Genomic DNA, 21,677 nt, shown 5'->3' with positions numbered 1-21,677 from the left:
TCCGCAGTCGCGGATGCGCCCCGATGTCATAACTCCCGTACCGCTACTCGGCCTTGATCGCGTCGAGCATGTTCAGGCGGGCCGCGCGGCGGGCCGGCCACAGGGCCGCCAGGATGCCGACGACCGCGGCGAGCGCGAGGAAGATCCCCATCCGGCCCCAGGGCAGGATCAGTTCGTACGTCGACATGGAGTTGCCGATGAGCTGACCGGCGGCCCAGCCGAAGAACACGCCGAGGCCGATGCCGAGCACGCCGCCGAACAGGGAGATCACCAGGGACTCCAGGCGGACCATCCGCTTGATGCCCTTGCGGTCGATGCCGATCGCGCGGAGCATCCCGATCTCCTGCTGGCGCTCGAAGACCGACATCGCCAGGGTGTTGATGACGCCGAGCACGGCGACGATCACCGCCATGGCGAGCAGGCCGTAGAGCATGTTCAGCATCAGCGTGAAGACCTGGGCGACCTGGTTGGTGATGTCCTGCTTGTCCTGGACCTGGATCGCCGGGTTCTCGCCGAGCGCCTTCGTGAGCTTGTCCTTGGTGGCGTCGGACGGGCCGTCGGCGGTCTTCAGCATGACCTGCATGTCACCGGAGTCGGCGCTGAGGTGCGGGGCGAGGGTCGGGCTGTCGACCATGATGCCGCGCATCATCTCGTTGGCCTCGTAGACGCCCGCGACGGTCAGCTTCTGCCGCTTTCCGTCCTCGTAGTGCGTCGTGAAGGTCGAGCCCGTGGTCCAGTCGTGCTCCTTCGCGGTCTTGTCGTCGACGACGACCTTGTCGCCGCCGACCGTGAACTTTCCGCTGTCCAGCGGGAGTTCGGCGAGCTGCGTGATGGTCTTGCCGTTGACGCCGGTCAGGTACTCGGTGCCGTTGTCGATGCGCGCCGGCGAGTTGGTCAGTCCGCTGACGGCCGTGACGCCGGGCGTCTTGTCGAGGGTCTTCACGACGTCGGGGGAGAGCTGGTTCCCGTTCGACATCGCGACGACGTAGTCCGCCTTGATCGAGTCGGCCGCCATCTTGTTGATCGCCGACTGCACGCTGCCCGCGATCACCGTGAGGCCGGTGATCAGGGTCAGGCCGATCATCAGCGCCGACGCGGTGGCGGCGGTGCGGCGCGGGTTGCGCACCGAGTTCAGGCGGGCCAGCTTTCCGGAGATCCCGAAGGCGCGCAGGACCGGGGCCGCGAGCGCGATCAGCGGGCGGGAGAGCAGCGGCGTCAGGATGAAGACGCCGATGACCAGGAGCGCGGCGCCCGCGCCCATCGGGGCCTGGCCGCTGTCGCCGCTGAGGGTCGTCGCGTAGAGCACGGCGGCGACACCGGCGGCGGAGACCAGGGCGCCGAGCGTGTTGCGCAGCACCAGGGACTTGGCGGTGGGCGCGGCGTGCACCGCGTTCATCGCGGCGACCGGCGGGATCTTCGCGGCGCGGCGGCCCGGGAGCCAGGCGGCCAGCATCGTGATCAGGATGCCGACGACCAGCGCGGCGACGACGGTGCCGGGGGAGACGACGAGCGGCCCGTCCGGCATGATCGCGCCCGTCGTGCCCATCAGGGCCCGCATGCCCGCGCCGATGCCGATGCCGACGGCGAGACCGGCCACGGCGGCGACCGCGCCGACGACGAAGGCCTCCAGGAGCACGGAGCGGGTGACCTGACGGCGGGAGGCACCGACGGCCCGCATCAGCGCGAGTTCCTTGGTGCGCTGGGCGACCAGCATCGTGAAGGTGTTGGCGATGATGAAGATGCCGACGAAGAGCGCGATGCCCGCGAAGACCAGCAGCATCGTCTTCATGGAGCTCATCGACGACGAGATCTGCTCGGCCTGGTCGTCGGCGAGCTGCTGCGCGGTGGTGGTCTCGGTCTGGCCCTTCGGCAGCGTCTTGTCGAGCGCGGACTTCAGCTGGTCCTGACTGGTCCCGGCCGCGGCCGTCACATCGATCTCGTCGTACGCGCCCGGCTTGTGGAAGAGCGTCTGCGCGGTCGGGGTGTCGAACAGGGCGAGCGAGCCGCCCGCCGAGACGTTGCCGTCGTCGGTGGTGAAGATGCCGGTGAGGGTCGGGGTGAGCACCGGCCCGTCGACGGACATCCGGACCTGGTCGCCGACCTTGTAGCCGGCGCGCTCGGCGGTCTTCGCGTCGAGGGCGACCTGGTCGGCGCCGTGCGGGGCGGTGCCCTTCTTCAGCGGGTACCGGGAGTCGGGCTTGTCGGACGAGCCCCAGTAGTTGCCGCCCTTGGTGGAGAAGCCGTTGCCGACGAGCTTGCCGTCCTGGTCGGCGACGGCGGCGTAACCGCTGACGACGCCGTACGCGGAGCCGGCGCCCTGGGTGTCCCGCGCCGCCTTGATGGTGGCGTCGGTGAGCCGGGCCTCCTTGCCGACGGTGTTGCCCTTGTCGGCGGCGCGCTCGGCGGTGACGGCGACGTCGACGTGGCTGTAGCCCTTGGCGGAGGACTTCTCCATGGCGCCGGAGATGGTGTTGGTGAAGACGAGGGTGCCGCTGACGAAGGCGACGCCGAGCATCACGGCGAGCACGGTCATCAGCAGGCGGGCCTTGTGCGCGAGCACATTGCGCAGAGCTGTTCGGAACATGGGTCTACTCAGTCCTGGGTGGGTGGGGCCGATACGTGGACGCGGACGCTCAGCTCGTCCGCCCCTTCGTGTCGAACCGCTTCATCCGGTCCAGGACCGAGTCGGCGGACGGGTCGCGCATGTCGTCCACGATCCGCCCGTCCGCCAGGAAGATCACCCGGTCCGCGTACGCCGCGGCGACGGGGTCGTGCGTGACCATGACCACGGTCTGGCCGAGCTCCCGCACGGAGTTGCGCAGGAAGCCGAGGACCTCGGCGCCGGAGCGGGAGTCCAGGTTTCCCGTGGGCTCGTCGCCGAAGATGATCTCGGGCTGGGAGGCGAGCGCGCGGGCCACCGCCACGCGCTGCTGCTGCCCGCCGGAGAGCTGCGAGGGCCGGTGCCCGAGGCGCCCGGACAGGCCCACCATCTGGATCACGTTCTCCAGCCACTGCTTGTCGGCCTTGCGGCCCGCGATGTCCATGGGGAGCGTGATGTTCTCCAGGGCCGTCAGCGTCGGCAGCAGGTTGAACGCCTGGAAGATGAAACCGATCTTGTCCCGGCGAAGCTTGGTGAGCTGCTTGTCCTTCAGGGACCCCAGCTCGGTGTCGCCGATCCGGACGGAGCCGGAGGAGAACGTGTCGAGGCCCGCGACGCAGTGCATCAGCGTCGACTTGCCGGAGCCTGACGGGCCCATGATCGCGGTGAACTCGGCCTGCCGGAACTCGACGGAGACCTGGTCGAGCGCGACCACCTTGGTCTCGCCCTGTCCGTAGATCTTGGACAGATCCGTGGCGCGGGCGGCGGCCGTCGTGGTGGGGCGGCCCGCGAGCGGGGTGGTGGTCACGGGAGGGTGCTCCTGTCGGTCTGTGTGCTGCTTTCGGGGACGCTTCCATCCTCACGGCGGATCGGGCCGGGAGGGTCAGCCGCAGCTCTCGTTCCGATGGGCGACTTCGGAGGGACCGGGGGAGCCGGAGTCATACCTGGGGATGACCCCGGCCCCTGAGGGACACCGGAGCCGGGTGCGTGAACCTGGGCGGTGAAATTCCGTCAATCCGAGGGAACCCGTCCCCGGAGTCGGCAGGGCTCCCGGCAGGTGCTGATGGGCCCCCGCGTGTGCTGATGCACCCTCAGACGTCAATAAAATAAGACAACGTGGGGACGTACTTCCGCTGATCGGGGGACGCCGCCGGATAGGCTCGGAACGTCGACGCGGAGCCCCACAGCCTGCCCGGATGGTGGAATGCAGACACGGCGAGCTTAAACCTCGCTGCCCTTAACGGGCGTACCGGTTCAAGTCCGGTTCCGGGCACCTCCGAACCTTCCCCTCCGCTTCGCGTCGCGGACCCCAACCTCCCCCGTTCCAGGGAGTGTTGGCGCGCCCTTTTCCCCTTCCCGTGCGGCCTCGTCGGCCCGGGCATCCTCGAAATCATTGACACCCGCCCCGTGCGGGGCGAGGATCCGCACTGAACTTGATGAACGAAAGTTCACCAGGCGAACAAGCGGGGCGAACAAGCGCCACGCAAGCACGGCACCACAGGCGAACGAACGCAATGACGCGAGAGGGATCCCGTATGCGCACCACCGTCGGCATCATCGGAGCGGGCCCGGCCGGGCTGCTCCTGGCCAGGCTCCTGCACAACGCCGGCATCGAGTCGGTCGTCCTGGAGAGCCGCGATCGCGCCTACGTGGAGCAGCGGCAGCGCGCAGGGATCCTGGAGCAGGGCACCGTCGACGTGCTGCGCGAGGCCGGCGTCGGCGCCCGCATGGACCGCGAGGGCCTGCCGCACGACGGCATCGAGCTGCGCTTCGACCGGCGCCGCCACCGCGTCGACTTCCCCGCCCTGACCGGCGGCAAGCAGGTCATGGTGTACGCGCAGACCGAGGTCTGCAAGGACCTCATCGCGGCCCAACTGGCCGACGGCGGGCCCCTGTTGTTCGAGGCGGAGGCGCTGGCGGTGGAGGGCGCCGACACGGAGAGCCCGAGCGTCCGCTTCCGTCACGAGGGCCGCGAGCAGACCCTGGAGTGCGACTACGTGGTCGGCTGCGACGGCTTCTGGGGCGTGGCCCGCAAGGCGGTCCCCGAGGAGCTGGTCCGGACGTACGAGCGCACCTACCCGTACGCCTGGCTCGGCATCCTCGCCGACGTGGCGCCCTCCCACGACGAGCTGATCTACAACCGCTCCGACCGCGGCTTCGCCCTCATGTCGATGCGCTCACCGCACGTCACGCGCGCGTACCTCCAGGTTCCGGCCGGCACCGACGCCGAGTCCTGGTCCGACGAGGAGATCTGGGCCGAGCTCGACCGCCGCCTGGAGGTCGACGACCCGGCCTGGCGTCTGGAGCGCGGCCCCATCACGTCGAAGTCCGTCACCCCGATGCGGTCCTACGTCCACGAGCCGATGCGGCACGGCCGCCTCTTCCTCGCCGGGGACGCGGCGCATATCGTCCCGCCGACCGGCGCCAAGGGCCTCAACCTCGCCGTGGGCGACGTCGTGACCTTCGCCCGCGCCCTCGTCACGTACACGGAGAAGGGCGACGCCGGGGCGCTCGACACGTACTCGCGGGACTGCCTGCGGCGCGTCTGGCAGGCCGAGCGCTTCTCGTACGCGATGACGACCATGCTGCACCGCGCGCCCGACGCCACGGCCTTCGACGACAAGATCCAGCTGGCCCAGCTGGACCGCGTGACCACCTCGGAGGCGGCCGAGACGGATCTTGCGGAGGCGTACACCGGTTTCCCCGTATGAGGGGCCGGAAGGCGGAACACAGAGGGCGCACGGGACGTTCCTCGTAACAGTGTGGGAAAGATCCTCCCTGAGCACTAGGGTCGGATCTTTGCCAGACCATTACTCTTGATGGCAAGGCCATACACGGTGGCCATGGAGGAGTGAAATGAGGAGCAGCAACCCGGTCTTCTCGCGACGGGGGTTCAGCCGCGACAACGGCTACGCGCAGTTCAACGCGAACGCGCAGCAGCCGCAGGCCGGGGGCCCCGCCGTAGGGACGCAGGCCAATCCGTACGGCCAGGCCCCCGCCGGCAACCCGTACGCGCAGAACCCCTACGCGCAGCAGGACGTCCAGTACGGGGCTCCGCAGGCGCCCGCCACCACCGGCCGCATGACGATCGACGACGTCATCACGCGGACGGGCATGACGCTCGGCCTGCTGATCGTCACGGCGGCGCTCTCCTGGGCGCTGCTGCCCGTCGACGAGGCCAACATCGGCAAGTCGTACGGCATCGCGATCGGAGCCGGCCTCGTCGCGATGATCCTGGGCTTCGTCCAGGCCTTCAAGCGCAAGGCGTCGCCGGCGATCATCCTGACGTACGCCGCCCTCGAGGGTGTCTTCCTCGGCGTGCTCTCGAGCATCGTCGACAACTGGATCGCCAGCGGCGCGGCCATGCAGGCCGTGCTCGGCACGATGGCCGTCTTCACGGCGGTCCTCGTCGCGTACAAGGCGGGCTGGATCCGAGTCAACCGTCGCTTCTACGGCTTCGTGATGGCCGCGGCGATGGCCTTCGTCCTGCTGATGGGCATCAACCTGCTGTTCGCCGTCTTCGGCGGCGGTGACGGCCTCGGCTTCCGCAGCGGTGGCCTCGGCATCCTGTTCGGCATCATCGGCATCCTGCTCGGTGCCTGCTTCCTGGCCCTCGACTTCAAGCAGGTCGAGGACGGCATCGCGTACGGCGCCCCGAAGGAAGAGGCGTGGCTCGCGGCCTTCGGTCTCACCATGACGCTGGTGTGGATCTACATGGAGTTCCTGCGGCTCATCGCGATCCTGCAGGGCAACGACTAGGCGTAACAGCCGCCCGACGGTAGGGGGCCCGCGCACCGGACGGTGCGCGGGCCCCTTTTCCGTGAGGTGAGTGTTGTGAGGGGGAGCGGCGCGCTAACGGAATCGCCGTGCGGCGCGCCTCAGGTCGTACTCGTGGATGATCGCTTTCGCGTGGCCGTACGCGAGATCGTGCTCGCCACGCAGCCAACTGACCTTCTCTTCGAAGCGAAGGAAGCAGGGGCCTTCTTCGACGGTGCGCATCCAGTCGGCAAGTTCACGACCGGTGCAGTGGGGGATGCGAGCCAGCAGATTGCGGTGGGTCTCCTCGGAGAAGACTTGGGACATCGGCGCCTCCGGAACGCTTCGATGTGGCCGGTCCTTCACGCCACCGTGCCTGAGCGTCGGGGCCTTGTAAACAGCTACAGTCGGCGCGTGCTTGATACGACGCCTTTGACCGCAGCAGTGGATCAGTTCGCCGATCGGCTCCGGGCCGCGCCGCAGAGCAGATTGCAGCGGGGTGCCGCAGCGGAGGCGCTGGCGCTGGCCAGGGAGCTTTCGGGGTGGGCCCAGAGGCTGGACGCGCCCGGCGGGTCCGTGCGGGAGATGCCCGACGCGGGGATGTTCGCGGCGGCGGATCAAATCACGGTGGCCGGGCGGGACTTGGCGGTCTCCCTCCGGGATGCGGGGGAGGTCGCGGAGGCGGTGGAGCTGGTCGAGGCGGCGATGAAGCGGGCCGGGGTCTAGCTCACGGGGCTCCGCCCCGGACCCCGCTGCTCAATCGCCGCAGGGGCTTCACATACCTGGTCCGCAGCTGGAAGCGCGGGGGCCGTACATCCGGGGCGACATATCCAGCCCCGCCGGCGTTTGAGGCGCGGGGTCCGGGGCGGAGCCCCGAGGGCGCAACGCCGGTTCAGGCCGAAGCTATGACGCGGTCGGCCAGTATGTAGACGTTGTCCTTGGCGCACTCGAAGGTCAGGGCGTACGCGCCGGAGACGCCCGAGCCGCCGAGCAGCACCGGGGTCTCGCCGTCGCGCAGGGCGGACGCCAGCTGCTCCGCCGTCTCCCGGTGGCCGGGGGTCATGCAAAGGGTCGTGCCGTCGGCGAACACGTACACGTCGAGCGTGCCGAGCGGGCCGGGACGGACGTCCGCGAGGGCGGTGCGGGTCTGCGCCAGCTCCTCGAGGCACTGCACCGTGCGCTCGTGGTCGCCGACGACCGGCGACTGCACCGGGACGAAGTCGGGGTGCGAGGGGTGCCTGCGGCGGGCGGCGGCCAGCTCGGGCGACTCCTCGACGATCTCATCGAGCGCGGCCGTGCCGGCGAACTCGTCCTCCGGCTCCAGGGCCGGCTCCCCGAAGGGCTCCAGGCCCGCGAGGTCCGCCTGACGCGGCAGGAACATGTCGTCGCCCAGCGCTCCGCCGGCCAGGAACGGCGGCAGCTCCGAGCTGTCGCGCGCCTCCTGGGCGGCCCAGAACGCACGGGCCTCCGCCAGCTCGCGCTCCCGCTCCTCGGCGAGGGCGTCGGCGACGGCGTTGCGTATCGCCTCGGCGTCGGGCGTGGCACGCGCGGCGGGAACGGCGGGGAGCGCCTGATCGGCGCGGTCCCTGCTCAGCTCGTCGCGCAGTTCCGAGACCTGTCGACGCAGTCCCCTGACGTGCTGCAGGGTGACGGCTCCGACGGCCGTGGCAGCGGCCGTGGCGAGCACAAGGACACTGATGGCTGCGGGCATGGCGCTCACTGACGTACTCCCGGTTTCAAGTCGACCCCCGACTTCCTACATCAGCTTGAAGCCTGGACGAACCAGCTGTCAGTGCATTACGTCACGAAACGGACAGGTCTTTTGGCGGGCGTTTAGGCCCGGTATGGGGTGGGAACGGGGTTGACCTGCGAAAATGAATCTCCCCCGAGATGCACGTCACATCCTGGGGGAGATTGGATCACGAACGGATAGACCGCCGGGGTCCGAAGGGGATCGGCAGGGGGTCAGCTCAGGCGCTCGATGACCATCGCCATGCCCTGTCCACCGCCCACGCACATGGTCTCCAGACCGAACTGCTTGTCGTGGAACTGGAGCGAGTTGATCAGCGTGCCGGTGATGCGGGCGCCGGTCATGCCGAAGGGGTGGCCGACGGCGATGGCGCCGCCGTTCACGTTCAGCTTGTCCTCGTCGATGCCCAGGTCGCGGGCGGACGGGATGACCTGCGCGGCGAAGGCCTCGTTGATCTCGAACAGGTCGATGTCGTCGACGCCGAGCCCGGCGCGCTTCAGCGCCTGCTTGCTGGCCTCGACCGGGCCGAGGCCCATGATCTCCGGGGACAGGCCGGAGACGCCGGTGGAGACGACGCGGGCGAGCGGGGTCAGGCCCAGCTCGCGCGCCTTGGTGTCCGACATGATCACGAGGGCGGCGGCGCCGTCGTTCAGCGGGCAGCAGTTGGCGGCCGTGACGAGGCCGTCGGGGCGGAATACGGGCTTGAGGCCCGAGACGCCTTCGAGGGTGACGCCGGCGCGCGGGCCGTCGTCCTTGCTCACGACGGTCCCGTCGGGGGTCGTGACGGGGGTGATCTCGCGCTCCCAGAAGCCGTTCTTGATGGCTTCCTCGGCGCGGTTCTGCGAGCGCACGCCGAAGACGTCCATGTCCTCGCGCGTGATGCCCTTCAGGCGGGCCAGGTTCTCGGCGGTCTGGCCCATCGCGATGTACGCGTCCGGGACCAGGCCGTCCTCGCGCGGGTCGTGCCAGGTGGTGTTCTCCTGGGTCGCGACCTCGGCGGTGCGGGCCTCGGCCTCGGCGAAGAACGGGTTGTGGGTGTCGGGGAGGGAGTCGGAGTTCCCCTTCGCGAAGCGGGACACCATCTCGACGCCGGCCGAGATGAAGACGTCGCCCTCGCCGGCCTTGATGGCGTGCAGCGCCATGCGGGTCGTCTGGAGCGAGCTGGAGCAGTACCGGGTGACGGTGCAGCCCGGGAGGTGGTCCATGCCCATCTGCACGGAGACGATGCGGCCGAGGTTGTTGCCCTGCTCGCCGCCGGGGAGGCCGCAGCCGAGCATCAGGTCGTCGATCTCGCGCGGGTCGAGCTCGGGGACCTTGGCCAGGGCGGCCTGGATGATCGTGGCGGTCAGGTCGTCCGGGCGGAGGTCCTTGAGCGACCCCTTGAAGGCGCGGCCGATGGGGGAACGGGCGGCTGAGACGATCACTGCTTCGGGCATCACGCGGCTCCAAGAGTTCGATACGGCTGACCGTGAGGGAAGTTACCCGTACGTACGGCTCGGGTCACCGGTACAGGGGTGTGACCCCCACCGCACTTTACTAAGCGCTTGCTCAGCCCATCAAGCCCCGGGAGGGATCGGCGGGGCTTGAAATATCAAGCCCCTGCGGCGATTGAGCAGCGGGGTCCGGGGCGGAGCCCCGGGAGCGCGACGCCGGACGGGGCGAAAGATTGGGGCCCTGCCCCATGCCCCGCGCCTCAATCGCCGGCGGGGCTTGAGTGAGCCGGTACCGGGTCCTCGCTGGAGACCCGCCGCCTACGGCGCCGCTTGAGCAGCGCCCACGGCCCCCGGGGACCGGTCGGCATCGCGGCGGCGACCTCCGTTCCGCCCTCCTGCGCCGCCCTCGCCGCCGCGCGAGCGACCGGCAGGAAGCCCTCCGAGCGGGAGACGTCCGGGCGCTCCTCCTCGGGCCACAGGCCCAGCGAGGCGCAGAGGGTCGGAAGGACGGCCATGGCCGCGGTCGCGTACCCCTCCACGGAGGGGTGGTAGTTGTCCGGGCCGAAGAGCTCCCGGGGGTTCGCCGCGAACTCGGGCCCCAGCAGGTCGCCCAGCGACACCGTGCGCCCGCCCTGCTCCACCGTCCCGATGGTCTGCGCCGCGGCGAGCTGCCGCGAGGCGCGCCGGGCCAGCCACCGCAGCGGCTGCTGGACCGGCTCCACCGAGCCGAGATCCGGGCACGTGCCGACCACCACCTCCGCACCGGCCGTGCGCAGCCGGCGGACGGCCGCGGACAGATGGCGTACGGACTTCGTCGCCGGGATGCGGTGCGTGACGTCGTTCGCGCCGATCATGATCACGCAGACGTCGGGCTGCCAGCCGGGATCGGCGAGGCCGAGCGGCACCTGCCGATCCAGGTCGTCGGAGCGCGCGCCCGGCAGCGCCACATTGCGCAGCTCCACGGTCCGCTCCGCCACCGCCGCAAGCCCGGAAGCGAGCAGCGCGCCCGGCGTCTGCCCGGCCCGGTGCACGCCCTGCCCGGCGGCGGTCGAGTCGCCCAGCATGAGGAAGCGCAGTGGTTCGCCGTCACGGGGGCCGTACATCCGCCGGCCGTAGACCCCGTCCGCCGCCGGCACGTGCACCGGCTCGGAGCCGTGATTGCCGACCTGGCGGCGCGCGATCTGCACCTCGGCGAGCACGACGCCGACCGTGGCCGCGCCGAGCAGCCCGATCCCGCCGCCGCCGTACGCCGCGCCCGCTGCGATCCGCCGTGCCACCCTCGCCCTGCTCGACATGTTCCGCGGCCACCTGCCTCTGCGACTCTTTTACGGCTACAAGGACTCCTTGCCCCGTTATCCCTGTCGGCCAATCGCAACGCCGGATGAAGCGACATGGTCCATGGTGTGCGCCTTACCCTGGCGGCACCATTACGGAGGAGAACCCGGAGACCACGGTGCGCATCCACGAATCGATGATCGACCTCGTCGGCAACACCCCGCTGGTGAGGCTCAACAAGGTGACCGAAGGGCTGCGGGCGACCGTCCTGGCCAAGGTCGAGTACTTCAATCCCGGCGGCAGCGTGAAGGACCGCATCGCGCTGCGCATGATCGAGGCGGCGGAGAAGAGCGGTGAGCTGAGGCCCGGCGGCACCATCGTCGAGCCGACCAGCGGAAACACCGGCGTCGGCCTCGCCATGGTGGCCCAGCAGAAGGGCTACAAGTGCATCTTCGTCTGCCCCGACAAGGTCTCCACGGACAAGATCAATGTGCTGCGGGCGTACGGCGCCGAGGTGGTGGTCTGCCCGACGGCGGTGGATCCCGAGCACCCGGACTCGTACTACAACGTCTCGGACCGCCTCGTCCGTGAGACGCCCGGCGCCTGGAAGCCGGACCAGTACAGCAACCCGCACAATCCCGAGTCGCACTACCACTCCACCGGCCCCGAGCTGTGGGAGCAGACGGACGGCCGGATCACCCACTTCGTGGCGGGGGTCGGCACCGGCGGCACCATCTCCGGGACCGGGCGCTATCTGAAGGACGCGAGCGAGGGGCGGGTCCAGGTCGTCGGGGCCGACCCCGAGGGCTCGGTGTACTCGGGCGGGTCGGGGCGGCCGTACCTCGTCGAGGGCGTCGGCGAGGACTTCTGGCCGACCGCGTACGACCGGGAGGTCGCCGACGAGATCGTCGCGGTGTCCGACAAGGACTCGTTCCAGATGACGCGGCGGCTCGCGAAGGAGGAGGGGCTGCTCGTCGGCGGCTCCTGCGGGATGGCCGTGGTGGCGGCGCTGCGGGTCGCGGAGCGGCTCGGTCCTGACGACATCGTGGTCGTGCTGCTGCCGGACAGCGGGCGCGGATACCTCTCGAAGATCTTCAACGACGACTGGATGGCGGACTACGGCTTCCTGGAGGACTCCGGGCCCAGCGCGCGCGTCGGCGACGTGCTGAAGGACAAGGAGGGCGGCGCGCTGCCGTCGCTGGTCCACATGCACCCGGAGGAGACGGTCGGCGAGGCCATCGACGTACTGCGCGAGTACGGGGTCTCGCAGATGCCGATCGTGAAGCCGGGGGCCGGGCACCCGGACGTGATGGCCGCCGAGGTCATCGGGTCCGTGGTGGAGCGCGAGCTGCTCGACGCGCTGTTCACCCAACGGGCCTCCCTGCACGACCCGTTGGAGAAGCACATGTCGGCGCCGCTGCCGCAGGTCGGATCCGGTGAGCCGGTGGCGGACCTGATGAACGTGCTGGGCGCGGCCGACGCGGCGATCGTGCTGGTCGAGGGCAGGCCGACGGGTGTGGTGAGCCGTCAGGACCTGCTGTCGTTCCTGGCGAGGACCGGCACGAGGACCGGCACGAAGTAGCCGACCGGCGTACCGGAGCCGCCGGTTCGCGAAAACGGTACGAGCGCGACACGTGCACGCAGCACCGGCTTAACACGGCTCCGGCACATTGGTCAGTGGCGCCAGGAACTCCGGAGCGGCTCCCGGACCTCCACGGACGCCCTGGGTGTGCACACGGCCTGACCCGGTGCAACACCCTTCGCGGGGACCGCCGTCGTCCCGCCCCCCGTTCACGGGGGTGCGGCGGTCCCCGCGCAACTCACTTCTCCCGTACGGGAGTCACCCCGGTTCACTCCATGAAGAGGCCGCGCTCCGCGGCCCGGACGTCGAACTCCTCGAGCCGTGCCTGGGCCTGCGGCAGTTCGTCGCACATCGCCTCCAGGAGCACCCGCCCGAGCAGCATCGGCGAGCACGCCGTGTCGAAGGCGAGGCCCGTGCCGACCGCCGCGGGCAGCAGCAGGTCGGAGTGGCGGGCGACGGGCGCGAAGGCGGAGTCGGCGACCGTGACGACGGTCAGGCCCGCCTCCTTCGCGTACGCGAGGGTCTCGACGACCTCGCGCGGGTGGCGGGGGAGCGCGAAGCAGAGCAGGGTCGTGGCGCCCGCGCGGACGGCCGCGTCGATGCGGTCGGCGAGCATGGTGCCGCCCTCGTCGAGGAGGCGGACGTCGGGGTGCACCTTCCCGGCGAAGTAGGCGAAGCCGAACGCCTGGGACGCGGCCGCGCGCAGCCCGAGGACGAGCAGCGTCGGCGAGGCGGCGAGGAGCCGGCCCGCCCGCTCGACCGGCTCAGGGTCGGCGAGCAGGTCGGCGAGGTGCCGGAGGTTGGCGATCTCGGCTTCCACGGCCTGCTGGTACTCGTTGGCCAGGGCGTCGGCGGCCGGTTCGGCGGGGGACGTCTCGCGCAGGTGCTTGCGCAGCGCCGGATAGCCGTCGAAGCCGAGCGCCACCGCGAACCGGGTGACGGAGGGCTGGCTGACGCCCGCGAGCTCGGCCAGCTCCACGGACGACAGGAACGGCACCTCGGCCGCCCGCCGCACCATGCAGTGCGCGATGCGCCGCTGGGTGGGGGTGAGGCGGTGCCCCTCGAAGAGGTTCTGGAGGCGGGCGGAGGGGCTGTGCGTCCCCGCGTCGCTCCCCGTCCCGCTCCGTGTGCTGTCCGTGCGCTCGCTCATGTCTCCCGCCGGTCCATTCAACGGTGGCAATTCGTGCATGATTCTATTCAGGCAGGGGGTGGGGGCGCCAGAGGTTCCAGGCCTTCTGCCGGGGTGCCGGTCCCCCCCCGTCACTGCTCGACGAACCGCTCCAGCAGGGCCGCCGCCCGCTCCACGTCGTGCGTCAGGGGCCGGTCCGCCACGTCGTCGGGAAGCTCCCGCGTCGCCAGCTCGAAGGCCCGCCCCACCGGAAGCTCCGTGTCCGGGTGCAGATCGCGCAGCCGCAACGCCCGCACCGCCGCGACCAGTTCGCAGCCCACGACCTGGCGGAACGCCGCGCACGCGCGCAGGGTCTGACGGGCCGCCAGGGAGGCGAAGCTGGCCTGCTCCTCGACGCCGCGCGAGAGGACCGCGTGGCCGAGCGATGCGGGGGCGGAGAAGGCGCGCAGGTCGGCGAGGGCGCCACCGGCGGCGTACTCCAGGATCATCACGCCGGACGAGGCCGGTTCGCCGTCGGCGAGGAACGGGCGCAGGCGGGTGAAGTTCGGTTCGTTGAGGGTGGAGAGGCGGGACGTGGAGAGGCGGGCCACCTGGCTGATCGCGAGCCTGAAGTGGTCGAGCGCGAGGGCGAGTTGGGCCATGTAGAAGCCGCCGTGGTGGTACGCCGCCATCTCCGTGTACGAGATCAGGGGGTTCTCCGCCGCGGCGTTGATCTCCACCGTGAGGACGTCCTCCAGGGCGTCCGCGGCGTCAAGCGCCGGGCCGTGGATCTGCGGCACGCAGCGGAAGCCGTACGGGTCCTGGATCCGGCCCAGCGGGGGCGTGGGGTGGTCGTCCGCGCCGAGGATCCCGCGCATTCGGGCCGCCACGTCGAAGCTGCCCTTGTGGCGGCGGGACTCGTGCACGGGCAGGGCGTACGCCTCGTAGGAACCGTCGACCGCGAGCAGGCTCAGGGCCGCCACCAGGTCGGTCGCCGCGAGCAGGTCGCGCAGCTCGTGCAGGGCGAGGGCGGCCTGGCCGAGGGTGAGCGCGTTGGAGGAGATCAGGGCGAGGGCGTCGTTGTTGTCGAGGGGCTGGGGCTTGGGCGGGGTGCCCTTGCCGCGCCAGGGGTGCTCGCCGGCCAGGGCCAGGCCCATCTGGGAGAGCGGCGCGATGTCGCCGGTGCCGACCGAGCCGTGCTCGTTGACCGCCGGGTACGCGCCCGCCTCCAGGGCCTCGCACAGGGCCGTGACGACCGTGGGGCGCAGGCCCGCGCCGCCCGCCAGGAGCTGGTTCGCGCGGACCGCGAGCATCGCCCGCACCTCGCGCTCGGGCAGCTCGTCGCCGATCGCGCCCGCGTGGCTGCGCAGCAGGCGCAGGCCGTGGTCGGCGGCGGCCTCGGTGGGCACGTCCTCGCTGCGGTTGGCGCCGACGCCGGTGGAGCGGCCGTAGACCCTGCCCCAGGCGGCGATCTCCCGCGCCGCGTTCCAGGACCGCTCCACGCGCTTCATGGCGTCCGTGCCGGGGACCGGGCGGGCGCTCGCGTGGGCGAGGCGGACGACGTCGGCGACCGGGAGGCCGTGGCCGTCGAGCACGACGACCGGGTGGGCCGGGTGGGACATCACTGGCTTTTCCTCCTCGAAAGGTGGCCAAAGGTCGCCTGTGCCGCAAAAGGGCGTCCGCGTCTCACAGTTCGGGCCCGGCGAGGGGATTTACCGATGATTTACACGGAGGCATTGACAAATTATTCACGCACCGAGAACTCTGCATGACGATATGCAGGACGGGCAAGAGGACTCCAGAGGCGCTCCATGATCCAGTTCGAAGCGGTCCACAAGCGATTCCCCAACGGCACGACAGCGGTCCACGATCTCTCGCTCGACATGCCGGAAGGGGGCGTGACCGTCTTCGTCGGGTCGTCGGGCTGCGGCAAGACGACGAGCCTCCGGATGATCAATCGTATGGTCGAGCCCTCGTCGGGCACCATTCGGGTCGGCGGGCGCGACGTCCTGGAGCAGGACGCGGCCGAGCTGCGGCGCTCCATCGGGTACGTGATCCAGCAGGCGGGTCTCTTCCCGCACCGGACGGTTCTCGACAACGTCGCGACCGTGCCGCTGCTGCTCGGGTGGGGGCGGAAGAAGGCGCGGGCGGCGGCCGGTGAGCTGCTCGAGCGGGTCGGGCTGTCGGCGGACATGGGGAAGCGGTATCCGCACCAGTTGTCCGGCGGGCAGCAGCAGCGGGTGGGTGTCGCGCGGGCGCTGGCCGCGGATCCGCCGGTGCTGCTGATGGACGAGCCGTTCGGGGCCGTCGACCCGGTCGTGCGCACGCAGCTTCAGGACGAACTGCTGCGGCTGCAGACCGAGTTGAGCAAGACGATCGTCTTCGTCACGCACGACATCGACGAGGCGGTGCGGCTCGGGGACCGGATCGCGGTGTTCCGGGAGGGCGGGCACCTCGTGCAGTGTGCTCCGCCGGGGGAGCTGCTCGCGCGGCCGGCCGACGAGTTCGTCGCGGACTTCCTGGGGGCCGAGCGGGGGCTCAAGTTGTTGTCGCTGTCGACGTTGGGGGATGTGGCGCAGGGGGCCGCGCCGGAGGGCGGTTCGTGGGAGCTGGTGCTCGACGAGGGGCGTAAGCCGGTCGCTTGGCGCGAGCGGGACGGTGGGGCGGAGTCTCCCGTGCGGGCGCTCCGCGATGGGGACTCGCTGTTGTCGGCGTTGAACGAGTCGGTGGCGTCGCCCGTGGGGTTGGTCGTCCGGGTGGATGCGGATGGGGTGTTCACGGGGGTGTCGTCGCGGGACGACGTCCATGAGCGGTCCGGTCGGGCGCATCTTGATGCCCAGGCGGGGTTGACGTCTCGGGGCTCTGCCCCGGACCCCGCTGCTCAATCGCCGCAGGGGCTTGATTTGCCTGCACCGGGGCTCGACGGCACCGAAGCAGAGGTCGATGGTGCCGGGGCGGGGAACGGCGAGAAGGCCGGGGACGTCGCGTGACCATCGACTGGGAATGGATCGGCTCGCACCAGGCCGATCTCGCCACCCTCACCCTCTCGCACCTCCAAGCCGCCCTCAGTGCCGTGCTGTTCGGGCTGCTCATATCCCTGCCGCTCGCCGTCGTCGCGCATCGGGTGCGGGCCCTGCGCGGGTTTCTGCTCGGGATGTCGAACGTGCTGTTCACCATCCCGTCCATCGCGGTCTTCGTGCTGCTGCTGCCCGTCTCCGGGCTCACCCGTACCACCACCGTCATCGGGCTGACGATCTACACGCTCGTCGTGCTGCTCCGTAACACGGTCGAGGGGCTCGACTCCGTGCCCGCGAAGACCAAGGAGGCCGCGAAGGCCATGGGGACGCGGCCGATGCGGACGCTGCTCACCGTCGAGCTGCCGCTCGCGCTGCCCGTGATCATGGCGGGCGTGCGGATCGCCACCGTGATGGCCATCTCGCTCGTGTCCGTGGCGACCTACATCGGGGACGGCGGGCTCGGTCAGCTGTTCACCGACGGGTTCCAGCGGAACTTCCCGACCCCGGTGATCGTGGGCGTCGTGCTGACCCTGCTGCTCGCGCTCGTCGCGGACGCGCTGCTCGTCGGCGTACAGCGGCTGCTCACCCCGTGGACCCGGACCCGGAAGGCCTGAACCCGCCATGTTCGAACTCTTCAAGAACCTCGGCGCCTGGCTGGTCGGCTCGGAGCAGTGGGCGGGCAGCGACGGCATCGCGACGCGCATCGCCGAGCACCTCCAGTACTCGCTGCTCGCCACGCTCGTCGCCGCCGCCATCGCCCTCCCGGTCGGGCTGCTCATCGGGCACACCGGGCGCGGCGCCTTCATCGCCATCAACCTGTCGTCCTTCGGGCGGGCGCTGCCGACCGTGGGCCTGGTCGTGCTGGTGTTCCTCGCGAGCGGGCTTTCCATGTGGCCCGTCTACATCGCGCTCGTCGCCCTCGCCGTGCCGTCCATCGTCACCAATACGTACGCGGGGATGACCGCCGTCGACCCCGAGGTGCGGGACGCCGCGCGCGGGCAGGGCATGAAGGCCCACCAGGTGCTGTTCCAGGTCGAGTTGCCGCTCGCCCTGCCGCTGATCATGACGGGGCTTCGGCTCGCGCTCATCCAGGTCGTCGCCACCGCCACCATCGCCGCGTACGTGTCCTTCGGCGGGCTCGGCCGCTACGTCTTCGACGGGCTCGCCCAGCGGGACCTCGTGCAGGTGCTCGGCGGGGCCGTGCTCGTCGCGGTCGTCGCGATCGTTCTCGACCTGGCGCTGTCCGGGCTCCAGCGGCTTCTCTTCCGCAATCGTCCCTCCACTCTCAAGTCCGCCTAGGAGCACGCCAGATGGGCACCATGAACCGACGTACTCTCCTCGGCGGCCTGGCCGCCGCGGCCTCCGTCCCCGCGCTCGCCGCCTGCTCCAGTGGCATCACCTCCCTGGACCAGCAAGGGGGTTCGCTGTCCGGTGGTGGCTCCAGCAAGAAGGGCGTCACCATCGGCACCGCCAACTTCACCGAGAACCAGGTGCTCGGGTACCTGTACGCGGCCGCGCTGGAGGCCGCAGGTGTGAAGACGAGCGTGCGGCCCAACCTCGGTACCCGCGAGATCCTCATCCCCGCCCTCAAGGGCGGCGACATCGACCTGCTGCCCGAGTACCAGGGCGCCCTCCTGCACTACCTCGACACCAAGTCCAAGGCCACCGAGGAGGGCGAGATGCAGAACGCCCTCGCCATGGTCCTCCCGGCCGGCCTGCAGATCCTCCCGTACGGGATGGCCGAGGACTCGGACGCGTTCGCGGTGACCCGCGAGACCGCGGAGAAGTACAAGCTCAAGTCGCTCGCCGACCTCGCGAAGCACAACGGGAAGCTCGTCATCGGCGCGGCTCCCGAGGTCAAGAAGCGGCAGGTCGGCGCCGTCGGCCTCAAGGACGTGTACGGCGTCGAGTTCAAGGAGTTCAAGTCCCTCGACTCGTCGGGCCCGTTGGTGAAGGGCGCCCTCAAGAAGGGCGATGTGGACGTGGCGAATCTGTTCACCACCGACACCGACATCGCCGCCAACGACTGGGTCGTCCTCAGCGACCCCAAGAACCTGGTCCCCGGTCAGCACATCGTGCCGCTGATCGCCGACCGCAAGGCCGACTCGACCGTGCGCAAGGCCCTTGCCCGCCTGGGCAACGTGCTGACGACCGAGGACCTCACCGAGCTGAACCGGCTCGTGGACAAGGACAAGAAGGACCCCGAGGACGTCGCGAACGACTACGCGCGCCGCCACGGGATCAGCAAGAAGTAAGGAGGCCATCGCATGGCCGCAGCGGTAGTGGAGAAGCACTCCATCGACGTGGTGCCGGACAGTGAGCGGCACGGCAGCGCGTTCAACCAGTTCACGCTCTGGCTCGGCGCGAACCTCCACATCACGGCCGTCGTCACCGGCGCCCTCGCCGTCGTCTTCGGCGGCGACGTGGTCTGGTCGCTGATCGGGCTCGTGCTCGGCAACCTGCTCGGCGGCGCCGTCATGGCGCTGCACTCGGCGCAGGGGCCGAAGCTCGGGCTGCCCCAGATGATCCAGTCCAGGGCCCAGTTCGGGGTGAAGGGCGCCGTCGTCCCGCTGCTCCTGGTCATCCTGATGTACGTCGGGTTCTTCGCGAGCGGCACCGTGCTCGCCGGGCAGGCCACGGCGCAGCTGACGCACACGAACGACACCACCGGCATCATCGTCTTCGCGCTCGTCACCGGCATCGTGGCGACGGTCGGCTACCGGGTCATCCACGTCCTCGGGCGGGTGGCGAGCATCGTGTGCGCGCTCGCCTTCATCTATCTGGCGGTGCGGCTCTTCGACCGGGTCGACGTCGGCGCGCTGCTGTCCGACGCGCACTTCTCGCTGCCGATGTTCCTGCTCGCCGTCTCCCTGTCGGCCTCCTGGCAGCTCGCCTTCGGCCCGTACGTCGCGGACTACTCGCGCTATCTGCCGCGTACGACGAGCGGCAAGGCCACCTTCTGGTGGACGCTCGCCGGGTCCGCGCTCGGCTCGCAGTGGTCGATGGCGTTCGGTGTGCTGGTCGCGGCGAGCGCGGGCGAGAAGTTCATCGACAACCAGGTCGGGTACGTCGTCTCGCTCGGCGGGGCGGGCCTTGCCGCGTCGTTCTTCTACTTCGTGATCGCGCTCGGCAAGCTCACCGTCAACGTGCTCAACACGTACGGCGGTTTCATGTCGATGGTCACCGGCATCAGCGGATTCCGCGGGCAGCGGGTGCTCTCGCAGCGCGGCCGGGCGCTCTACATCGGGATCATCATGGTCGCGGGCACGGTGGTCGCCCTGGCGGGCAAGGACAGCTTCCTGACCTCGTTCAAGGACTTCCTGCTGTTCCTGCTGACGTTCTTCACGCCGTGGTCCGCGATCAACCTGGTCGACTACTACCTGATCTCGCGCGAGCGCTACGACATCCCGGCGCTCTTCGACGTGCACGGCCGCTACGGCGCCTGGCGCTGGGACGCGCTCGTGGTCTACGGGGTCGGGCTCCTCGCCCAGCTGCCGTTCCTGGCCACCGCCTTCTACACGGGCCCGCTCGTCGGGCCGCTGGGCGGCGCGGACGTGTCCTGGATCGTGGGGCTCGTCGTGCCCGCCGCCCTGTACTGGCTGCTCGCCCGGCGCGGTGCGGGGGCGTGGCCCAGTGAGAAGACGGGGGATAGCCCTACTGCGGTCGGGGCCACCGCTCCGTAACGTCGAGCGGTATGGAAGCCCGCGAACGCGCACGCGACGCCGAACTCAAGAAGGAACTCGACGCCACCCTGCACGCACGCAGGGAGCTGGGTGACGAGTACGAGCCGGCGCTCGTCGACTCCTTCCTCGACAAGGTCGAGCAGCGACTCGACTCCGTCGTCGACCGCAGGGTGCGACGACAGCTGGCCGAGCACCGGATCACCGTGGCCCGCGGGGCCCGCGACTCCGGCGCCGACAACTGGGGCGAGCGCTTCGGCTTCGCCGTCGTCTCGCTCGTCCTCGCCATCCCGCTCTCCGCGATCGCCGTGGTCAACGCCGGTCTGCCGGGGCTCTTCGTGGCCTGGGCGGGGATCGTCGGGGTGAACGGGCTGCACGCGGTGCGGTGGGGGCCCGTCCGCCGCCGCGAGCGCCGGGACCGCGAGGAGTCCGACTGGGAGGGGTAGCCGGGCGCGGGCCCCGGGACGGGAAGGAAGGGCGCCGTGCTCCGTGGAGCGCGGCGCCTTCGCGTGTTCAGTGCCTGCGGACAGGCGCTCAGACCTCCAGCTCGGCCTCGATCTTCTTCAGCTGGTGGCGGGCCATCGCCAGGTTCGCCCGGGACTTGTCGAGCACCAGGTACAGGAAGAGGCCGTTGCCGCCGCGCCCTGTGAGCAGGCGGATCAGGTGGTACTGGGAGCCGAGGGTGATGAGGATGTCCTCGATGCCGTCCTTGAGCCCAAGCTGCTCCATGGTGCGCAGCTTGGAGCGGACCACGTCGGTGTTGCCGGCCGCCGCGACCTCCAGGTCGAAGCTCTTGGAGCCGCCGATGGTGCCGAGGGCCATGCCGCTCGTGTAGTCGACGAGGGCCGCGGCGGTGGCGCCCTCTATGGAGGCGAGGGCGTCCTTGAGTGCGGTGTCGGTGTTGGCCATGATGCTGGTCCTTTCGTGCGTTCGTGAGGGCGTGCCGCAGGTCAGCTCGTGGGCTGGGGCGGCACATTGGCGGACGGCCTGACCGGGAGTCCGGTCTCGGTCGTGGTGGTGGACGCCGTGCGGGCACGGGCCCGGCCGCGGGTGCGGGGGGCCGGCTCGGGCGGCGCCTCTTCCTCGTCGGGAGCGGTGAGTTCCCCGATCCGGGCGCCGGAGCGGCGCCCTTCGAGATGCAGGCGGCCGACGTTGACCCGGTCCTGCGCGAGGAGCGTGAGGACGGCCGTGTCCCCGGCCGCGTAGGTGGCGATGTAGCCGCCGGCGCCGCGCACCAGGAGTTCACGGAAGGCGCCCTGGGCGGTGGCGTCGGCGAGGCGCTGGGCGACGCCGAGCGCGGTGGCGGTGAGCGCGGCGACGCCCTCCGGTTCGATGCCCGGGGTGTCCTGGGCGAGGACCAGGCCGTCGACGCTGGCGGCGAGGGCGCCGGTGACCTGGGGCACGCGCACTCTCAACCGGTGCAGTTCGGCGAGGAGTTCGCCCTGGTCGACCATCGGAGGTCTCCTTTCGGGGGTGC

At 70.5% G+C, this 21,677-nt stretch carries 20 protein-coding genes and 1 tRNA gene; 11 read left to right on the top strand and 10 right to left on the bottom strand.

Annotated features, from left to right (window positions below; translation table 11 throughout):
- Positions 1-43 precede the first annotated feature (43 nt).
- On the bottom strand, positions 44-2,584 hold the full coding sequence (locus ACZ7L4_RS36610) for an ABC transporter permease (protein ID WP_472109368.1): 2,541 nt from the start codon (positions 2,582-2,584) through the stop codon (positions 44-46).
- A gap of 49 nt (positions 2,585-2,633) precedes the next feature.
- Complete coding sequence (locus ACZ7L4_RS36605; protein ID WP_472109367.1) at positions 2,634-3,407, bottom strand: ABC transporter ATP-binding protein; 774 nt, start codon at positions 3,405-3,407, stop codon at positions 2,634-2,636.
- A gap of 382 nt (positions 3,408-3,789) precedes the next feature.
- Here ACZ7L4_RS36605 and ACZ7L4_RS36600 point away from each other — a divergent pair.
- From ACZ7L4_RS36600 to ACZ7L4_RS36590, 3 genes are all read left to right on the top strand, one after another.
- Positions 3,790-3,872 (top strand) — tRNA-Leu (locus ACZ7L4_RS36600).
- Between the two features lie 262 nt (positions 3,873-4,134).
- Positions 4,135-5,310 carry a 4-hydroxybenzoate 3-monooxygenase gene (locus ACZ7L4_RS36595; RefSeq protein ID WP_472109366.1) on the top strand — a complete coding sequence of 392 codons (1,176 nt, stop codon included), beginning with the start codon at positions 4,135-4,137 and terminating at the stop codon, positions 5,308-5,310.
- A 145-nt stretch (positions 5,311-5,455) separates the two neighbouring features.
- Positions 5,456-6,358, top strand: coding sequence for a Bax inhibitor-1/YccA family protein (locus ACZ7L4_RS36590; RefSeq protein ID WP_472109365.1), 903 nt, complete (start codon positions 5,456-5,458; stop codon positions 6,356-6,358).
- Between the two features lie 93 nt (positions 6,359-6,451).
- Here ACZ7L4_RS36590 and ACZ7L4_RS36585 read toward each other — a convergent pair whose 3' ends face one another.
- A complete protein-coding gene (locus ACZ7L4_RS36585; protein WP_385765319.1) occupies positions 6,452-6,682 on the bottom strand; it encodes a DUF4287 domain-containing protein in 231 nt (76 codons plus the stop codon).
- 87 nt (positions 6,683-6,769) lie between these two features.
- Here ACZ7L4_RS36585 and ACZ7L4_RS36580 point away from each other — a divergent pair, with 87 nt between their 5' ends.
- The gene (locus ACZ7L4_RS36580) at positions 6,770-7,081 is read left to right on the top strand and encodes a hypothetical protein (protein WP_472109364.1); all 312 of its coding nucleotides are present in this window, start codon (positions 6,770-6,772) and stop codon (positions 7,079-7,081) included.
- Positions 7,082-7,247: 166 nt separating this feature from the next.
- On the opposite strand, the gene ACZ7L4_RS36575 is transcribed toward ACZ7L4_RS36580, so the two are convergent.
- The 3 genes from ACZ7L4_RS36575 to ACZ7L4_RS36565 all read right to left on the bottom strand — a co-directional run bounded on the left by ACZ7L4_RS36575 (position 7,248) and on the right by ACZ7L4_RS36565 (position 10,833).
- Complete coding sequence (locus ACZ7L4_RS36575) at positions 7,248-8,066, bottom strand: hypothetical protein (RefSeq protein WP_472109363.1); 819 nt, start codon at positions 8,064-8,066, stop codon at positions 7,248-7,250.
- 254 nt (positions 8,067-8,320) lie between these two features.
- Entirely contained in the window at positions 8,321-9,541 is a 1,221-nt protein-coding gene (locus ACZ7L4_RS36570; RefSeq protein WP_450809980.1) for an acetyl-CoA C-acetyltransferase, read from the bottom strand.
- Positions 9,542-9,798: 257 nt separating this feature from the next.
- Positions 9,799-10,833 (bottom strand): SGNH/GDSL hydrolase family protein, encoded by a 1,035-nt coding sequence (locus tag ACZ7L4_RS36565; protein ID WP_472109362.1) that lies wholly within the window; start codon positions 10,831-10,833, stop codon positions 9,799-9,801.
- Positions 10,834-10,991: 158 nt separating this feature from the next.
- On the opposite strand from ACZ7L4_RS36565, the gene ACZ7L4_RS36560 reads away from it, so the two are divergent.
- Positions 10,992-12,395 (top strand): cystathionine beta-synthase, encoded by a 1,404-nt coding sequence (locus tag ACZ7L4_RS36560; RefSeq protein WP_472109361.1) that lies wholly within the window; start codon positions 10,992-10,994, stop codon positions 12,393-12,395.
- Between the two features lie 268 nt (positions 12,396-12,663).
- Here ACZ7L4_RS36560 and ACZ7L4_RS36555 read toward each other — a convergent pair whose 3' ends face one another.
- Together ACZ7L4_RS36555 and ACZ7L4_RS36550 are read right to left on the bottom strand one after the other, a co-directional pair.
- On the bottom strand, positions 12,664-13,545 hold the full coding sequence (locus tag ACZ7L4_RS36555; protein WP_472109360.1) for a MurR/RpiR family transcriptional regulator: 882 nt from the start codon (positions 13,543-13,545) through the stop codon (positions 12,664-12,666).
- Between the two features lie 110 nt (positions 13,546-13,655).
- Positions 13,656-15,125 (bottom strand): aromatic amino acid ammonia-lyase, encoded by a 1,470-nt coding sequence (locus ACZ7L4_RS36550; protein WP_472109359.1) that lies wholly within the window; start codon positions 15,123-15,125, stop codon positions 13,656-13,658.
- A gap of 189 nt (positions 15,126-15,314) precedes the next feature.
- On the opposite strand from ACZ7L4_RS36550, the gene ACZ7L4_RS36545 reads away from it, so the two are divergent.
- The 6 genes from ACZ7L4_RS36545 to ACZ7L4_RS36520 are packed head-to-tail and all read left to right on the top strand — an operon-like array spanning position 15,315 to position 20,646.
- The gene (locus ACZ7L4_RS36545) at positions 15,315-16,493 is read left to right on the top strand and encodes an ABC transporter ATP-binding protein (RefSeq protein WP_472109358.1); all 1,179 of its coding nucleotides are present in this window, start codon (positions 15,315-15,317) and stop codon (positions 16,491-16,493) included.
- Positions 16,490-17,134 carry an ABC transporter permease gene (locus ACZ7L4_RS36540; protein WP_472109357.1) on the top strand — a complete coding sequence of 215 codons (645 nt, stop codon included), beginning with the start codon at positions 16,490-16,492 and terminating at the stop codon, positions 17,132-17,134. The genes ACZ7L4_RS36545 and ACZ7L4_RS36540 overlap by 4 nt, the downstream gene beginning before the upstream one ends.
- 7 nt (positions 17,135-17,141) lie before the next feature.
- Positions 17,142-17,819, top strand: a complete 678-nt coding sequence (locus tag ACZ7L4_RS36535) for an ABC transporter permease (RefSeq protein ID WP_472109356.1) — start codon at positions 17,142-17,144, stop codon at positions 17,817-17,819.
- 20 nt (positions 17,820-17,839) lie between these two features.
- Complete coding sequence (locus tag ACZ7L4_RS36530) at positions 17,840-18,775, top strand: ABC transporter substrate-binding protein (RefSeq protein ID WP_472109355.1); 936 nt, start codon at positions 17,840-17,842, stop codon at positions 18,773-18,775.
- Positions 18,776-18,787: 12 nt separating this feature from the next.
- Positions 18,788-20,203, top strand: a complete 1,416-nt coding sequence (locus tag ACZ7L4_RS36525; RefSeq protein WP_472109354.1) for a purine-cytosine permease family protein — start codon at positions 18,788-18,790, stop codon at positions 20,201-20,203.
- Between the two features lie 11 nt (positions 20,204-20,214).
- Positions 20,215-20,646 (top strand): hypothetical protein, encoded by a 432-nt coding sequence (locus ACZ7L4_RS36520; protein ID WP_472109353.1) that lies wholly within the window; start codon positions 20,215-20,217, stop codon positions 20,644-20,646.
- Positions 20,647-20,734: 88 nt separating this feature from the next.
- Here the strand turns inward: ACZ7L4_RS36520 and ACZ7L4_RS36515 are convergent, their stop codons facing one another.
- Both ACZ7L4_RS36515 and ACZ7L4_RS36510 read right to left on the bottom strand, forming a co-directional pair.
- A complete protein-coding gene (locus tag ACZ7L4_RS36515; RefSeq protein WP_472109351.1) occupies positions 20,735-21,109 on the bottom strand; it encodes a roadblock/LC7 domain-containing protein in 375 nt (124 codons plus the stop codon).
- A 41-nt stretch (positions 21,110-21,150) separates the two neighbouring features.
- Positions 21,151-21,654: a roadblock/LC7 domain-containing protein gene (locus ACZ7L4_RS36510; RefSeq protein WP_472109349.1), complete on the bottom strand. Its 504-nt coding sequence runs from the start codon at positions 21,652-21,654 to the stop codon at positions 21,151-21,153.
- Positions 21,655-21,677 lie beyond the last annotated feature (23 nt).

Source organism: Streptomyces sp. NPDC107575 (assembly GCF_055657265.1).
The sequence above is the reverse complement of the archived record's forward strand: the minus strand, read 5'-3'. Positions and strand labels throughout refer to the sequence as shown.

Coding starts and splice junctions, on each gene's coding strand:
- ACZ7L4_RS36520 (WP_472109353.1), top strand. CDS start 20,215: ATGGAAGCCCGCGAACGCGCACGCGACGCCGAACTCAAGAAGGAACTC.
- ACZ7L4_RS36530 (WP_472109355.1), top strand. CDS start 17,840: ATGAACCGACGTACTCTCCTCGGCGGCCTGGCCGCCGCGGCCTCCGTC.
- ACZ7L4_RS36550 (WP_472109359.1), bottom strand. CDS start 15,125: ATGTCCCACCCGGCCCACCCGGTCGTCGTGCTCGACGGCCACGGCCTC.
- ACZ7L4_RS36590 (WP_472109365.1), top strand. CDS start 5,456: ATGAGGAGCAGCAACCCGGTCTTCTCGCGACGGGGGTTCAGCCGCGAC.
- ACZ7L4_RS36510 (WP_472109349.1), bottom strand. CDS start 21,654: ATGGTCGACCAGGGCGAACTCCTCGCCGAACTGCACCGGTTGAGAGTG.
- ACZ7L4_RS36545 (WP_472109358.1), top strand. CDS start 15,315: ATGATCCAGTTCGAAGCGGTCCACAAGCGATTCCCCAACGGCACGACA.
- ACZ7L4_RS36525 (WP_472109354.1), top strand. CDS start 18,788: ATGGCCGCAGCGGTAGTGGAGAAGCACTCCATCGACGTGGTGCCGGAC.
- ACZ7L4_RS36555 (WP_472109360.1), bottom strand. CDS start 13,545: ATGAGCGAGCGCACGGACAGCACACGGAGCGGGACGGGGAGCGACGCG.
- ACZ7L4_RS36595 (WP_472109366.1), top strand. CDS start 4,135: ATGCGCACCACCGTCGGCATCATCGGAGCGGGCCCGGCCGGGCTGCTC.
- ACZ7L4_RS36575 (WP_472109363.1), bottom strand. CDS start 8,066: ATGCCCGCAGCCATCAGTGTCCTTGTGCTCGCCACGGCCGCTGCCACG.
- ACZ7L4_RS36570 (WP_450809980.1), bottom strand. CDS start 9,541: ATGCCCGAAGCAGTGATCGTCTCAGCCGCCCGTTCCCCCATCGGCCGC.
- ACZ7L4_RS36535 (WP_472109356.1), top strand. CDS start 17,142: ATGTTCGAACTCTTCAAGAACCTCGGCGCCTGGCTGGTCGGCTCGGAG.
- ACZ7L4_RS36585 (WP_385765319.1), bottom strand. CDS start 6,682: ATGTCCCAAGTCTTCTCCGAGGAGACCCACCGCAATCTGCTGGCTCGC.
- ACZ7L4_RS36565 (WP_472109362.1), bottom strand. CDS start 10,833: ATGTCGAGCAGGGCGAGGGTGGCACGGCGGATCGCAGCGGGCGCGGCG.
- ACZ7L4_RS36515 (WP_472109351.1), bottom strand. CDS start 21,109: ATGGCCAACACCGACACCGCACTCAAGGACGCCCTCGCCTCCATAGAG.
- ACZ7L4_RS36610 (WP_472109368.1), bottom strand. CDS start 2,584: ATGTTCCGAACAGCTCTGCGCAATGTGCTCGCGCACAAGGCCCGCCTG.